The sequence below is a fragment of the Streptomyces sp. NPDC029164 genome, from assembly GCF_055563995.1.
Genome location: NZ_JBVHWW010000027.1, coordinates 79011 through 93839, shown reverse-complemented (window position 1 = coordinate 93839; position 14829 = coordinate 79011). Strand labels below are relative to the sequence as shown.

Annotated in this window: 12 protein-coding genes; all 12 read left to right on the top strand. The window is 70.3% G+C overall.

Annotated features, from left to right (window positions below; translation table 11 throughout):
* Nucleotides 1-87: 87 nt before the first annotated feature.
* Nucleotides 88-1626, top strand: a complete 1539-nt coding sequence (gene folC / locus ACZ4VT_RS25235) for a bifunctional tetrahydrofolate synthase/dihydrofolate synthase (protein ID WP_467952901.1) — start codon at nt 88-90, stop codon at nt 1624-1626.
* A gap of 3 nt (nt 1627-1629) precedes the next feature.
* A complete protein-coding gene (locus ACZ4VT_RS25230) occupies nt 1630-2016 on the top strand; it encodes a DUF4233 domain-containing protein (protein ID WP_467952899.1) in 387 nt (128 codons plus the stop codon).
* A gap of 97 nt (nt 2017-2113) precedes the next feature.
* Complete coding sequence (ndk, locus tag ACZ4VT_RS25225; RefSeq protein ID WP_030008577.1) at nt 2114-2524, top strand: nucleoside-diphosphate kinase; 411 nt, start codon at nt 2114-2116, stop codon at nt 2522-2524.
* Between the two features lie 306 nt (nt 2525-2830).
* Entirely contained in the window at nt 2831-3850 is a 1020-nt protein-coding gene (locus ACZ4VT_RS25220; protein WP_467952896.1) for a rod shape-determining protein, read from the top strand.
* 135 nt (nt 3851-3985) lie between these two features.
* Entirely contained in the window at nt 3986-4933 is a 948-nt protein-coding gene (gene mreC / locus ACZ4VT_RS25215) for a rod shape-determining protein MreC (protein ID WP_362852609.1), read from the top strand.
* Nucleotides 4934-4946: 13 nt separating this feature from the next.
* Nucleotides 4947-5654, top strand: a complete 708-nt coding sequence (gene mreD, locus ACZ4VT_RS25210; protein ID WP_467952894.1) for a rod shape-determining protein MreD — start codon at nt 4947-4949, stop codon at nt 5652-5654.
* A gap of 13 nt (nt 5655-5667) precedes the next feature.
* Nucleotides 5668-7848: a penicillin-binding protein 2 gene (gene mrdA / locus ACZ4VT_RS25205; RefSeq protein ID WP_467952892.1), complete on the top strand. Its 2181-nt coding sequence runs from the start codon at nt 5668-5670 to the stop codon at nt 7846-7848.
* Nucleotides 7849-7860: 12 nt separating this feature from the next.
* Nucleotides 7861-9060, top strand: a complete 1200-nt coding sequence (rodA, locus tag ACZ4VT_RS25200) for a rod shape-determining protein RodA (protein WP_467952890.1) — start codon at nt 7861-7863, stop codon at nt 9058-9060.
* Between the two features lie 49 nt (nt 9061-9109).
* Nucleotides 9110-10630 (top strand): CYTH and CHAD domain-containing protein, encoded by a 1521-nt coding sequence (locus ACZ4VT_RS25195; RefSeq protein ID WP_467952888.1) that lies wholly within the window; start codon nt 9110-9112, stop codon nt 10628-10630.
* Nucleotides 10631-10702: 72 nt separating this feature from the next.
* Nucleotides 10703-12628: a TIGR03960 family B12-binding radical SAM protein gene (locus ACZ4VT_RS25190; RefSeq protein ID WP_301371177.1), complete on the top strand. Its 1926-nt coding sequence runs from the start codon at nt 10703-10705 to the stop codon at nt 12626-12628.
* Between the two features lie 63 nt (nt 12629-12691).
* Nucleotides 12692-13780: a hypothetical protein gene (locus tag ACZ4VT_RS25185; RefSeq protein ID WP_467952885.1), complete on the top strand. Its 1089-nt coding sequence runs from the start codon at nt 12692-12694 to the stop codon at nt 13778-13780.
* 127 nt (nt 13781-13907) lie between these two features.
* The gene (locus ACZ4VT_RS25180) at nt 13908-14687 is read left to right on the top strand and encodes a TIGR03936 family radical SAM-associated protein (protein WP_467952883.1); all 780 of its coding nucleotides are present in this window, start codon (nt 13908-13910) and stop codon (nt 14685-14687) included.
* The last annotated feature ends 142 nt before the right edge of the window (nt 14688-14829 follow it).

Here is a 14829-nt window from a genome sequence, read left to right as displayed (position 1 = left end):
GGCACAACGATCCGGTCGCTCTTGCCGCCGAAACTCCCCGAAGGGCCGGGCCGAAAGTCCTCGGGGTCCCGTCCGTAGACTGGCCCTGTGAGTGAGCAGCAGCCCGAGAGCCACGACCGCGATGACAACGACGACCTCGCCGGCACCTTCGACGAGTTCGACCAGATCGTGGCGGAAGAGTCCGACCGCGACCCCGACCTGGCGGTGATCGAGGCCGGCAGCCGTACCCTGCGCGCCCAGGCCGGACCGCCCCAGGGCGACCCGGTACCCGCCCCGCCCGTCGACCCGGAGGTCGCGAAGGCGCTGCTGGAGGTGGAACAGGAGCTTTCCACCCGCTGGGGCGAGACCAAGCTGGAACCGTCGGTGTCGCGGATCGCGGCGCTGATGGACGTGCTGGGCGAGCCGCAGCGCGCGTACCCCTCCATCCACGTCACCGGCACCAACGGCAAGACGAGCACGGCCCGCATGATCGAGTGCCTGCTGAACGCCTTCGAGCTGCGCACCGGGCGCTACACCAGCCCGCACGTGCAGTCGATCACCGAGCGGATCAGCCTCGACGGGGCGCCGATCAGCGCCGAGCGGTTCGTCGAGACGTACCAGGACATCAAGCCGTACGTGGAGATGGTCGACGCCGCCGAGGAGTTCCGGCTGTCGTTCTTCGAGGTGCTCACCGCAATGGCCTACGCGGCCTTCGCGGACGCGCCCGTGGACGTGGCGGTGGTCGAGGTCGGCATGGGAGGCAGCTGGGACGCGACCAACGTCATCGACGCCTCGGTCGCCGTGGTCACCCCGATCAGCCTGGACCACACCGACCGGCTCGGCTCCACGCCCGGCGAGATCGCCGTGGAGAAGGGCGGCGTCATCAAGCAGGACGCGACCGTGATCCTGGCGCAGCAGCCGGTGGACGCGGCGCAGGTGCTGCTGAAGAAGGCCGTGGAGGTCGACGCCACGGTGGCCCGCGAGGGCATGGAGTTCGGCGTCGTCTCGCGGGAGGTCGCCGTCGGCGGCCAGCAGCTGACGCTGCGCGGTGTGGGCGGGGAGTACGGCGGCATCTTCCTGCCGCTGTACGGCGCCCACATGGCGCACAACGCGGCGGTGGCGCTGGCCGCGGTCGAGGCCTTCTTCGGGATCGGCCAGGAGCACGCGCGGGTGCTGGACCTGGAGACCGTGCAGCGGGCGTTCGCCTCGGTGACCTCGCCGGGCCGCATGGAGGTCGTGCGGCGCAGCCCGACGGTGGTCCTGGACGCGGCGCACAACCCGGCGGGTGCCGCGGCCACGGCCGACGCGGTGACCGAGTCCTTCGGCTTCAGCCGGCTGATCGGGGTCGTGGCCGCGAGCGAGGGCAAGGACGTCCGCGGGGTGCTGGCGGCCTTCGAGCCGATCTTCGCGGAGGTGGTGGTCACGGAGAACTCCAGCCACCGGTCGATGGGCGCGGACGAGCTGGCGGCCGTGGCGGTCGAGGTCTTCGGCGGGGACCGGGTGCAGGTGGAGCCGCGGCTGGACGACGCCCTGGAGGCGGCGATCACCCTGGCGGAGGAAGAGGCCGAGTACGGAGGGGCCGGGGTCCTGGTGACCGGTTCCGTGATCACGGTGGGCGAGGCCCGCCTGCTGCTGAAGAGGGGCTGAGGGATGCGCACGCTGTGTGCGAGCACGCTGATCGGCGAGTTCTTCGTGATCGGCTTCGCGGGGCTGGTGGCGATGAAGGACCCCGACCTGACCCAGGCCACGGTCTGGACGGTCTGCGGGGTCGCGATGCTGCTGTCGGTGCTGCTGTGCGGGATGCTGTCGCGTCCCGGGGCGGTCCAGCTGGGCTGGGCGCTGCAGATCGGCCTGATCGTGAGCGGGTTCGTCGTCCCGACGATGTTCTTCCTCGGCGCGGTGTTCGCCGGCCTGTGGTGGTGCTCGGTGCACTACGGCAGGAAGATCGACACGATCAAGGCGCGGTGGGCGGCCGCGCAGGAGGCGTCCGGGGCATCCGCGGCGTCCGCGGCGTCGGCGGCGCCCGACACCGCGTGACGGGTCCCCTCCGGGCCCGGCCGAGGACCGGCCGGACCGCCCCTGACGGCCCTGTAGATTCGTCCCACCGCACCCGTTTGCCGCAAGGAGCCGAAACATGACCCAGCGCACCCTCGTCCTGCTCAAGCCCGACGCCGTCCGTCGTGGTCTGGTCGGCGAGATCATCGGCCGCATCGAGCGGAAGGCCGGCTGGACGATTCCCGCACTGGAGCTGCGCACGCTGGACCAGGAGACCCTGGAGGCGCACTACGGCGAGCACAAGGGCAAGCCCTTCTACGAGCCCCTCATGGGCTTCATGGCGAGCGGTCCGATCGTCGCCCTGGTCGTCGAAGGGGAACGCGTGATCGAAGGTGTCCGCCAGCTGGCCGGACCCACCGACCCGATCGCCGCGGCGCCCGGCTCCATCCGGGGTGACTTCGGCACCATCACCCGGGAGAACCTGATCCACGCCTCGGATTCCGAGGAGTCCGCGGAACGCGAACTGAAGCTGTTCTTCCCCGCTCTCTGACTCTTCCGGAGCACTCTTTCCTGACGAGACATCAGCCAAATAGCGCTCACGACCTGGGGCGACCGAAGTAATTTCGGTCGCCCTTCGGTATTTCCCGGCGCGAGGGGGAACGCCTGGGCAGGACGCGTCGTCACCACTAAGGGGGCGGGTATCCATTCCGGCGGGATTGCCGGAGTCCCGTCGCGCGGTGTCGGTACAACCGTGACTACGATGGGGCCTCCACCCACACACCCACCTCGCCGACCTGACAGCAGCCGCTATCAACTGGAAGGCCAGACGCTCCTCATGGGGAACAAGGGGAACAACATGTCGTTCATCGGCCGTGACATGGCGATCGACCTCGGGACCGCCAACACGCTGGTGTACGTGAGGGGCCGGGGGATCGTCCTGAACGAGCCGTCCGTGGTCGCCATCAACACGAACACCGGCGGCATTCTGGCGGTCGGCTCCGAGGCGAAGAAGATGATCGGGCGCACGCCCGGCAACATCGTCGCCGTACGACCCCTCAAGGACGGCGTCATCGCCGACTTCGAGATCACCGAGCGTATGCTCCGGTACTTCATCCTCAAGATCCACAAGCGCCGATACCTGGCACGTCCGCGGGTCGTGGTCTGTGTCCCCTCCGGCATCACCGGGGTGGAGCGACGCGCCGTCATCGAGGCGTCCACGCAGGCCGGCGCCCGTCAGGTGCACATCATCGAGGAGCCCATGGCCGCCGCCATCGGCTCGGGCCTGCCCGTCCACGAGGCCACCGGCAACATGGTCGTGGACATCGGCGGCGGCACCACGGAGGTCGCCGTCATCTCCCTCGGCGGAATCGTCACGGCGCAGTCCATCCGGGTGGCCGGCGACGAGCTCGACAACGCGATCATCCAGCACATCAAGAAGGAGTACTCGCTCCTCCTCGGTGAGCGGACGGCCGAACAGATCAAGCTCACCATCGGATCGGCGTACGACCTCGACAAGGACGAGCACACCGAGATCCGAGGACGCGACCTGGTCTCCGGCCTGCCCAAGACGGTCGTCATCTCGGCCGCCGAGGTCCGCAAGGCCATCGAGGAGCCGGTCAACGCCATCGTCGACGCGGTCAAGACCACGCTCGACAAATGTCCGCCGGAGCTCTCCGGCGACATCATGGACCGCGGCATCGTCCTGACCGGCGGCGGCGCCCTGCTGCGCGGCCTCGACGAACGGCTGCGCCGGGAGACCGGCATGCCGATCCACATCGCCGAGGACCCGCTCGACTCCGTGGCGCTCGGCTCCGGCAAGTGCGTCGAGGAGTTCGAGGCGCTCCAGCAGGTCCTGGACGCCCAGCCCCGTCGCTGACAGACACCCCTCCTTGCCGGAGGGGCCATGCGGAACACACAAGGATCCGCCGTACGGGTGCTACCGGGCCCGTGCGGCGGATCGTTGATATACAGGCAAAAGAGAATTCCGACGAGGAAGGCACGGCCGCCGCACGTGAGGGACACACGAGAAAGCCGGCTGCTCCTGGTGCTTTTGATCGCCATCGCGTTCGCGTTGATCACGGTGGACATCAGGGCAGGCGAGGAGTCGCCGGTCGACGGTGCCCGGCAGGCCGCGGCAGCGGTCTTCGGGCCGGTCGAGGAAGGTGTGGCGACCGCTGTCGATCCGGTCGCCAACGCCATAGGGGCGGTACGGGACTCGGGCGAGCGGCACAACCGCATCGCCACGCTGGAGCGCGAGAACGCCGCCCTGAAGGCCAAACTGGGCAGCGACGAGCAGACCCGCAGCCGCATCCACGAGCTCGACGAGATGCTCAAGCGGGCGGGCGCCGGACAGTACGGCATCAAGGGCGCCGAGGTCATCGCGATAGGAGCGGCCCAGGGCTTCTCCTGGACCGTCACCATCGACGCCGGCAGCAAGGACGGCATCGAACGCGACATGACCGTCCTCAACGGGGACGGCCTCGTCGGCCGGGTCAGCACCGTAGGCCCGGACACCGCCACCGTCGTCCTCGCCAACGACCCCGACTTCACCGTCGGCACCCGGCTGGAGAAGACCGGCGAACTCGGCTTCGCCACCGGCCAGGGCGACCGCGCGATGTCCGTGCAGATGCTCAACGGCAAGGCCAAGATCAACCCCGGTGACCGGCTCGTCACCTTCGGCTCGCGCGGCAACAAGCCGTTCGTGCCCGGCGTGCCGATCGGCGAGGTGGTCAAGGTCGACCCCTCGCGCGGAGACCTGACCCGCACCGTATGGGTCAATCCGGCCGTCGCGTTCTCGCGCCTGGACATCGTCGGCGTCGTCGTGATGCCGCCGCGCGAGGACCCGCGCGACGCCGTCCTGCCCCCCAAGCCCGAGGCCCCCAAGCCCACCCCGACGGTCACCGTCACGGTGACCCCGTCCGGGTCCGCCAGCGTGCCCGGCAAGCCGGCCGACGAGTAGGAGCAGACCGCCCATGCGCTTCAACCGGATCCTGCTCTCGGCCACGCTCGTCGTGGTCGCCCTCGTCGTCCAGGTCACCGTCCTGGGCCGGCTCCAACTGCCCGGCGCCGTACCCGACCTGCTGCTCCTCACCGTCGTCGCCCTCGCACTCGTGTACGGGCACGTCAGCGGAGCCCTGATCGGATTCGCCGCCGGCCTCCTCGCCGACCTGGCCCCGCCCGCCGACCACGCCGCCGGCCGCTACGCGCTCGTGCTGTGCGTCATCGGCTACGTCTGCGGGCTGGTCCGGCCCGACGGCGGGCGGTTCCGCTCCGCCTGGGGCCCCATGCTCACCGTCGTCGCCGCCGCGATCGGCTCCACCCTGCTCTACGCGGGCGTCGGCGCCCTCGTCGGCGACACCGCCGCCCGCCACGTGGGCCTGACCGGGCTGCTGTTCACCGCGACCCTCTACGACCTGCTGCTCGCGCCGTTCACGGTGCCGTTCATCATGGCCCTGGCCCGGCGCGCCGAGAACGACCCGATGGCCGTCGAGGCCGGCGGCGGCCCCACGAACAAGGCCGCCGACGTCTCCGCCGGCTGGCTGGCCGGCGGTACGGGCCTGCGCATCGGCAGCCAGCGCGGCGGCCTGCGACTGAAGACCGCGCGCTCCCGCGCCAACAAGGCCGTCCGCATAAAGGGCGTCAAGCCAGTCAAGGGTGTGAAGAGCGTCAAGAAGCTGTGAGGGAGGAGCAGGCATGACGAACGTTCCGGAGACCGGCCGCACCTCCCGGGTGCAGATCAGGCTCGTCATCATGCAGGTGCTCATCGTCTCGATGCTGGTCACCCTCGGCGGCCGGCTCTGGTTCCTGCAGATCCGCAACGGCGCGGAGTACTACCACGAGGCCAAGAGCAACCACGTGCAGCGCGTGGTCCAGCCCGCCGTGCGCGGCTCGATCCTCGACGCCCGCGGGGTCCCCCTCGCCGACAACGAGACCCGGCTCGTCGTCTCCGCCAGCCGCACCGCGCTGATGAAGATGAAGGACCGGGGCAAGGGCGTCATGACCCGCCTCGCCGACGTCCTGGACATGACCCCCAAGGAGGTCATGGAGAAGGTCCGGCTGTGCGACTCCCAGACCCCCGCGCCCTGCTGGAACGGTTCCCCGTACCAGCCGATCCCGGTCACCATGGAGGCCACCACGCAGCAGGCGCTCCAGCTGCGCGAGCGCCCCGAGGACTTCCCCGGCATCACCGCGGAGCCCACCGCCGTCCGCCGCTACCCGGCCCCGGGCGGGGCCCGTACCTCGCAGGTGCTCGGCTATCTGTCGCCGGTCACCGACGACGAGATCCAGAAGGCCAAGGACACCGACTCGCCGCACTTGCGTTCCGATCAGGTCGGCCGCTCCGGGATCGAACGCACCTACGACCGGCAGCTGCGCGGCAAGGCGGAGGTCACCTCGTACGAGGTCGACAACCTCGGCCGGGTCATGGGCCAGACCAAGTCCGACCCGGGCGTGGCCGGGGCCACCCTCATCACCAGCATCGACGCCCGGGTGCAGGCCGTCGCGGAGTTCGAGCTCCAGCAGGCGATGAAGGTCGTCCGCAACGAGACCGACAACATCACCGGCCGCAAGTACGAGGCCGACTCGGGCGCCGTCGTCGTCATGGAGGCCAGGACCGGCCGCGTCGTCGCGATGGCCTCCCAGCCCGACTACGACCCCAACGCCTGGGTCGGCGGCATCTCCGGCAAGGACTACGCCAGGCTCACCAGCAAGAAATCCAACTACCCGCTGCTCAACCGGGCCATCCAGGGCCAGGCCCCCGCGGGCTCCATCTTCAAGGTGGTGTCGGCGAGCGCGGCCGTGCGGGCCGGCTACGACTTCGACGGCAAGTACAACTGCAGCGCTTCCTACAACATGGGCGGCCGGAGCTTCGCGAACTTCGAGTCCAAGGGGCATGGCCCCATCACCCTCGGAGACGCCCTCAAGTTCTCGTGCAACACCGTCTTCTACGCCCTCGGCCACAAGGAGTGGAACCGCGACGGCGGCCTCAAGCCGAAGAAGGACGCGCACGACTGGTTCTACCGGACCGCCCGCGAATTCGGACTCGGCTCCGAGACCCACATCGACCTGCCGAACGAGGTCACCGGCCGCATCCCCGACCGCAAGTGGAAGCAGAGCTTCTGGGCGGCCAACAAGGACTCCTGGTGCAAGCAGGGCAAGCGGGGCGGCAGCTACGTCGAGCAGATCGCCTACGAGAGCTGCCTCGAAGGCAACCAGCTGAAGGCCTACGACAGCATCAACTTCGCCATCGGCCAGGGAGACGTCCTCGTCACCCCCATCCAGATGGCCACCGCGTACTCCGCCATCAGCAACGGCGGCACCCTCTACAACCCCACGGTCGGCAAGGCGCTGGTCAGCCCCGACGGCAAGAGCATCGAGATGATCAAGCCGCAGTCCCACGGCCGGCTGCCGATCGACACCAAGACCATCAGCGACCTCGACAAGGGCCTGCGCTCGGTCGCCGAGCCCGGCGGCACCGCCGCCTGGCGGTTCATCGGCTGGCCGATGGACAAGATCCCGATGCACGCCAAGACCGGCACCGCCCAGGTGTACGGCAAGCAGACCACGTCCTGGCTGGCGACGTACACCAAGGACTTCACGATCGTCATGACGATCTCCCAGGGCGGCACCGGCTCCGGCGCCTCCGGCCCCGCCGTCCGCAACCTCTACAACGCCATCTACGGTCTCGACATGGCCGGCAAGCAGGACCTGAAGAAGGCCCTGCTGCTGCGGCCCGAGGCGAACCTGCCCAAGATCCGCCCCGACGGTTCCATCGACTCCCCGGAGATCCGGCCGTACGTGCCGCCGTCCCCGGAGGAGCTGGAACCGCCCGCCCTCGCCGGGCCGCCAGCCCCGCCTCCCGCACGGCACGACTGAGGACCGAAAGACATGCAGACCGCCAACAAGTTCTCCGTCTCCCGGTACGCGCCCGAGCGCGGGGCGATGGCCAGGCTCACCGCCCGCGACTCCGTGGTGCGCCGGCTCGACTGGCCGATACTCCTCTCCGCGCTCGCCCTGTCCTTCATGGGCGCCCTGCTGGTGTGGTCGGCGACCCGCAACAGGACCCAGCTGAACCAGGGGGACCCGTACTACTTCCTGGCCCGGCACGCCCTGAACACCGGCATCGGCCTCGTCCTGATGATCGGCACCATCTGGCTCGGCCACCGCACCCTGCGCGGTGCGGTGCCGGTCCTCTACGGGCTCTCGCTGTTGCTCATCCTGGCCGTGCTCACCCCGCTCGGCGCCACCATCAACGGCGCCCACGCGTGGATCGTGATCGGCGGCGGATTCTCCCTCCAGCCCTCCGAGTTCGTGAAGATCACGATCATCCTGGTCATGGCGATGCTGCTGGCCACCCGGGTGGACGCGGGCGACCTCACCCACCCGGACCACCGCACGGTCGTCAAGGCGCTCTGCCTGGCCGCCGCCCCGATGGGCATCGTCATGCTGATGCCCGACCTCGGGTCCGTCATGGTCATGATCGTCATCGTGCTCGGCGTGCTGCTGGCCTCCGGCGCCTCCAACCGCTGGGTGCTCGGGCTCCTCGGCACCGGCGCCGGCGGCGCCATCCTGATCTGGCAGCTCGGCGTCCTCGACGAGTACCAGATCAACCGCTTCGCGGCCTTCGCCAACCCCGAACTCGACCCGGCGGGCGTCGGCTACAACACCAACCAGGCGCGCATCGCGATCGGCTCCGGCGGGCTCACCGGCTCCGGGCTGTTCAAGGGCTCGCAGACCACCGGCCAGTTCGTGCCGGAGCAGCAGACCGACTTCGTGTTCACCGTGGCGGGGGAGGAGCTGGGGTTCCTCGGAGCCGGGCTGATCCTGTTCCTGCTGGCCGTCATCCTGTGGCGGGCCTGCATGATCGCCCGGGAGACCACCGAGCTGTACGGGACGATCGTCTGCGCCGGGATCATCGCCTGGTTCGCGTTCCAGTCCTTCGAGAACATCGGGATGACCCTCGGGATCATGCCGGTGGCCGGGCTGCCGCTGCCGTTCGTCTCGTACGGAGGCTCGTCGATGTTCGCCGTGTGGGTGGCGATCGGACTACTGCAATCGATCAAGGTGCAGCGGCCATTGTCAGCCTGATCTCCTGTTCACCCTGCCGCCGTGGTCCGTTCAGGACTAAGTTCGGTCTATGGCGGACACAAAACGCGAAATCGAGCGTAAATTCGAGTTCTCCAAGGCCAAATCTGCCCGGCGAGGGGTGCCGGACCTGACGGGCACGGCCGCGATCGCGGCCGTCTCCGACCAGGGCACCGTCGACCTCGACGCCGTCTACTACGACACCCCCGACCAGCGGCTGGCCGCCGACGGTCTCACCCTGCGGCGCAGAACGGGCGGCGCGGACGCGGGCTGGCACCTCAAACTGCCCGTCTCCCCCGGAGTGCGCGACGAGGTCGGGGCGCCGCTCAGCGACACCGTCCCGCCCTCCCTCACCGCCCTCGTCCGGTCCCGGGTGCGCGAGGCAGGGCTCGGGCCGCAGGTCAGGATGGTCTCCTCGCGACGCGTCAGCCACCTGCTCGACGCCGACGGGGCCCTCCTCGCGGAGCTCAGCACCGACGAGGTCCTCGCCGAGCGGGGCCAGGCCAGCGCCTCCTGGACCGAGGTCGAGGTGGAACTCGCCGACGGGGTGGACCCCGAACTGCTCGACGCCGTCGAGAAGACCTTCCGCAAGGCCGGGCTCCGGGTCTCCGACGCCCCCTCGAAGCTCGCCCGTGCCCTTGAGGAGACCGGCGCCGCGCCCCCGGCCCGGCCCGAGGGCGGCGGCCCCGAGGGCTCCGCAGGCGCGCACGTCCTCGCCTATCTGCGTGAACAGCGCGACGCCCTGGTCGCGCAGGACCCGGCCGTGCGGCGCAACCTCCCGGACTCCGTCCACCAGATGAGGGTCGCCTGCCGCCGGCTGCGCAGCGCCCTCAAGACGTACCGCAAGGTCCTGGACCGCGGCGTCACCGACCCGATCGGGGAGGAACTGCGCTGGCTCGCCGCCGAACTCGGTGTCGACCGCGACAGGGAGGTTTTGCTGGAGCGGATCCAGGACCACCTCGGCGAGCTTCCGCGCACCCTGCTGCTCGGACCCGTCCGGGCCCGAATGAAAGTCTGGAACGCCGCCCGCCGCTCGGATGCGCGGCGCCGGTCGCTCGCTGCGCTCGACAGCGCGCGCCACCTGGCCCTCCTGGACAACCTCGACGCCCTGCTGGAGCGGCCGCCGCTGCTGAAGGCCGCGGAGGGGCAGGCCGAACGCATCCTGCCGAAGGCGGTGCTCCACGACTACAAACGCCTCGCCGACAGGATCGACACCGCGCTCTCCCTCGACGCGGGCCACGAACGCGACCTGGCCCTGCACGAGGCCCGCAAGGCGGCCAAGCGGTCCCGGTACGCGGCGGAGGCGGCCGTACCGGCCCTCGGGAAACCGGCCAAACGCCTGGCCAAGGCCGTGAAGAAGGTCCAATCCCTGCTCGGCGACCACCAGGACAGCGTCGTCGCCCGCGATGCCCTGCGCGGTCTCGCCGTGCAGGCGGCCGGGGCGGGGGAGTCGGCCTTCACCTGGGGCGTGCTCTACGCCCGCGAGGAAGCCCTGGCCGAGCGGAGCGAAAGGGAGCTTCCGGATGTCTGGGCGAAGGCCTCCGCCCCGGCGGTGCGGTCCGGACTGGAATGATCACGCGGGTGGGGGCGGCTGAGCCTCGGGGTACGCTTGAGAGCTGCCCCCTGCCCGCTTCACGAAAGTCGCGTGATGACCGAGTCGGTCTTCCCTCAGCTTGAGGCCCTGCTTCCGCATGTGCAGAAGCCCATCCAGTACGTCGGCGGTGAACTCAACTCCACGGTCAAGGAGTGGGAGAGCTGCGACGTCCGCTGGGCGCTCATGTACCCGGACGCGTACGAAGTCGGGCTGCCCAACCAGGGCGTCATGATCCTGTACGAGGTGCTGAACGAGCGCGAGGGCGTCCTCGCCGAGCGCACCTACAGCGTGTGGCCGGACCTCGAAGAACTGATGCGCGAGCACAAGGTGCCGCAGTTCACCGTGGACAGCCACCGCCCGGTCTCCGCCTTCGACGTGTTCGGCCTGTCCTTCTCCACGGAGCTGGGCTACACCAACATGCTCACGGCGCTGGACCTCGCGGGCATCCCGCTGGAGGCCCGCAACCGTACGGTCGACCACCCGATCGTCCTCGCGGGCGGCCACGCGGCCTTCAACCCCGAGCCGATCGCGGAGTTCATCGACTGCGCGGTCATCGGCGACGGCGAGCAGGCCGTCCTCGACATGACCGAGATCATCCGCACCTGGAAGGCCGAGGGGCGGCCGGGCGGGCGCGAGGAAGTCCTGCTCCGCCTGGCGAAGACCGGCAACGTCTACGTGCCGGGCTTCTACGACGTGGAGTACCTGCCGGACGGCCGCATCGGCCGTGTCGTGCCCAACCGCTCCGGCGTGCCGTGGCGCGTTTCCAAGCACACCGTCATGGACCTCGACGAGTGGCCCTACCCCAAGCAGCCCCTGGTCCCGCTCGCCGAGACCGTCCACGAGCGCATGTCCGTGGAGATCTTCCGCGGCTGCACCCGCGGCTGCCGTTTCTGCCAGGCCGGCATGATCACGCGCCCCGTGCGGGAGCGAAGCATCACCGGCATCGGCGAGATGGTGGAGAAGGGTCTGAAGGCCACCGGCTTCGAGGAGGTCGGTCTCCTCTCCCTGTCCTCCGCGGACCACACGGAGATCGCCGACATCGCCAAGGGCCTCGCGGACCGCTACACGGACGACAAGGTGGGTCTGTCCCTGCCGTCGACCCGCGTGGACGCCTTCAACGTGGACCTGGCCAACGAGCTGACCCGCAACGGGCGCCGCTCCGGTCTGACCTTCGCCCCCGAGGGCGGCTCCGAGCGCATGCGCAAGGTCATCAACAAGATGGTCTCGGAAGAGGACCTGATCCGTACGGTCTCCACCGCGTACGGCAACGGCTGGCGCCAGGTGAAGCTGTACTTCATGTGCGGCCTGCCCACCGAGACCGACGAGGACGTCCTCCAGATCGGCGACATGGCGGTCAACGTCATCGCCAAGGGCCGTGAGGTCTCGGGCCAGAACGACATCCGCTGCACGGTCTCGATCGGCGGATTCGTCCCCAAGCCGCACACCCCGTTCCAGTGGGCGCCGCAGCTGTCGGCCGAGGAGACGGACGCCCGTCTGGGCAAGCTCCGCGACAAGATCCGCGGCGACAAGAAGTACGGCCGTTCCATCGGCTTCCGCTACCACGACGGCAAGCCGGGCATCGTCGAGGGCCTCCTCTCCCGCGGCGACCGCCGCATCGGCGACGTCATCCGCGCCGTGTACGAGTCGGGCGGCCGCTTCGACGGCTGGCGCGAGCACTTCTCGTACGACCGCTGGATGGAGGCCGCGGAGAAGACGCTGCCGGCCTACGGCGTGGACGTCGCCTGGTACACGACGCGCGAGCGCACGTACGAGGAGGTCCTGCCCTGGGACCACCTGGACTCCGGTCTCGACAAGGACTGGCTCTGGGAGGACTGGCAGGACGCCCTCGACGAGACCGAGGTCGACGACTGCCGCTGGACCCCCTGCTTCGACTGTGGCGTCTGTCCGCAGATGCAGACCGAGATCCAGATCGGTCCGACGGGCAAGAAGCTGCTGCCGCTGTCGGTCGTGAAGTAACCCTTGGGTCACGAGAGGCCCCCGCCCGCAACGGGTGGGGGCCTCTGCCGTGTCCTTGACTGCATGGAACTGGACGAACGGCCTCCCGGCGGCGGTGGCGACGGATGCCTGGTGGGGGTCATCAGGATCCCCGTCAAGATCGTCGCCGTACTCGTCGTACTGCCCGTACGAGTGGTCTGGGAACTGCTCGTCGCCCTGGGCCGGGCCGCGCAGCGGCACGTCCTCGGGCCGCTGTACGTCCATGTCGTCGAGCCGGCGCTCCGGGTGCTCGGCTGGGTGCTGGCCACCCTGCTCAAGCTGGTCTTCGTCTGGCCGTGGGCCGGGCTGTGGCGGTACGTGGTCACCCCGGTGGGGCGGGGGCTGGCATGGCTGGGCCGCGGCGCGTACGCGCTCCTGCTCGCACCGGCCGGGCGGATCCTGGCCGCCTGTGTGTTCCGACCGCTCTGGGCGGCGCTGACCTGGGCCGGCCGGGGCGGGCTGCGGTACCTGCTCGCCCCGCTCGGCAAGGGGGTGGCGTGGGTCGTGTGGGCCCTGGCCATGGTGCTGTTCGTGTGGCCGTGGGTCGGACTGTGGCGGTACGTGCTCGCGCCCGTCGGCCGCGGCCTCGCCTGGCTGGCCCAGGCGGCCTACCGGTACGTGCTCACCCCGCTCGGGCACGGCCTCGCGTGGCTGGCCGCCGCGGTGTACCGCTATCTGCTGCGGCCCGTCGGGCTGGGCCTCACATGGCTGGTGGTGGCGCTGTACCGGTACTTGCTGCGGCCCGTCGGGATCGGCCTCGCGTGGCTGGCGGTCGCGCTGTACCGGTACGTGCTCACCCCGCTCGGGCAGGCCCTCCTCTGGGCCTGGCACGTGGCCGGGCGGATCGCCGGAGCCCTGTGGCGCGGGCTCAAGTGGGTCGGCTGGATCCTGGTCGGCCGGCCCGCGTCCCGGGTGTACCGGCATGTGCTGACCCCCGCCGGTCGCGCCGTCCGCGAGGCCTGGCGCACCGGCCGCGCCGCGGTCCGGGAGGCGCGGGCCGCGGTGCGCACGGCGCTCTTCGGTACTCCTCCCGTGGAACCGGCGAGGTCACGGGCGCGTACTCTGGGTAGTACGACAGCAGCCGCAGGCAACACGCCCGCTCCCGAGATCTCCCTCCACGAACGGCAGGGGTGAGCCGGAAGCAGGGCGGCGCCGGCCGGTCCCACAGACGCTCAGGGCGACGCGCGAGACGCGGAGCCCCGCACAAGGAGAAGAACCACTGGGCAAGCGACAGCCCGAAGGCCCGCCTCCCGCACCGGTGGTGCAGCGCATCCGACTGCGCTACACCAAGCGCGGCCGCCTCCGGTTCACCAGCCACCGCGACTTCCAGCGCGCCTTCGAGCGGGCCCTGCGCCGCGCCGAGGTGCCGATGGCGTACTCGGCCGGCTTCACCCCCCACCCGCGCGTCTCGTACGCGAACGCCGCCCCCACCGGGACCGGCAGCGAGGCCGAATACCTGGAGATCGCCCTCGCCGAGCCCCGCGACCCCGAGAAGCTCCGCGAGCTGCTCGACGAGTCGATGCCGACCGGGCTCGACATCATCGACGCCGTCGAGGCCCGCACCTCGGGCCTCGCCGACCGGCTGACCGCCTCCGTGTGGGAGCTGCGCCTGGACGGCGTGGAGCTCGCCGAGGCCGAGCGGGCCGTGACGGCGTTCCTCGCCGCCGAGACCGTGGAGGTGCAGCGCCGTACCAAGAACGGAATGCGGACCTTCGACACGCGTGGCGCGGTCGTCAGCCTGGAAGCCCTTCCTGCCCCGGCTGATAGGCCGCTGGACAATGCCTGTGCGATACTGCGGCTGGTTGTTCGGCATCTGACACCTGCCGTGCGACCCGACGACGTCCTGTCCGGTCTCCGAGCTGTGGCCGACCTGGCGCCGCCGGTCCCCTCAGCGGTGACCAGGCTGGCGCAGGGGCTCTTCGACGAGGAGTCCGGCACGGTGACCGACCCGCTCGCGCCCGACCGCGAGGCTGATACGGCCGCTCCATCCACGGCCGCCGTAGCCGCCGACGCGAAGGCGCCGGAAGGTCCCGCCGCGTAGGGATCGTCGTCGTCGCGCAGCCCTGGTACTCGGGAGCCACCTGGGTCGGGCCGCGCACTGACCTGAAGACTTCCGCCAGGCCGTACGGACAACACGTACGGAACCGGCGGCCATGGACTACAGCTCCCGTGTGGCGAACGCG

Bases quoted from the DNA above. Each gene is read 5' to 3' on its own strand.
- ACZ4VT_RS25230 (WP_467952899.1), top strand. From the start codon at position 1,630: ATGCGCACGCTGTGTGCGAGCACGCTGATCGGCGAGTTCTTCGTGATC.
- ndk (WP_030008577.1), top strand. From the start codon at position 2,114: ATGACCCAGCGCACCCTCGTCCTGCTCAAGCCCGACGCCGTCCGTCGT.
- ACZ4VT_RS25220 (WP_467952896.1), top strand. From the start codon at position 2,831: ATGTCGTTCATCGGCCGTGACATGGCGATCGACCTCGGGACCGCCAAC.
- mreD (WP_467952894.1), top strand. From the start codon at position 4,947: ATGCGCTTCAACCGGATCCTGCTCTCGGCCACGCTCGTCGTGGTCGCC.
- mrdA (WP_467952892.1), top strand. From the start codon at position 5,668: ATGACGAACGTTCCGGAGACCGGCCGCACCTCCCGGGTGCAGATCAGG.
- rodA (WP_467952890.1), top strand. From the start codon at position 7,861: ATGCAGACCGCCAACAAGTTCTCCGTCTCCCGGTACGCGCCCGAGCGC.
- ACZ4VT_RS25195 (WP_467952888.1), top strand. From the start codon at position 9,110: ATGGCGGACACAAAACGCGAAATCGAGCGTAAATTCGAGTTCTCCAAG.
- ACZ4VT_RS25185 (WP_467952885.1), top strand. From the start codon at position 12,692: ATGGAACTGGACGAACGGCCTCCCGGCGGCGGTGGCGACGGATGCCTG.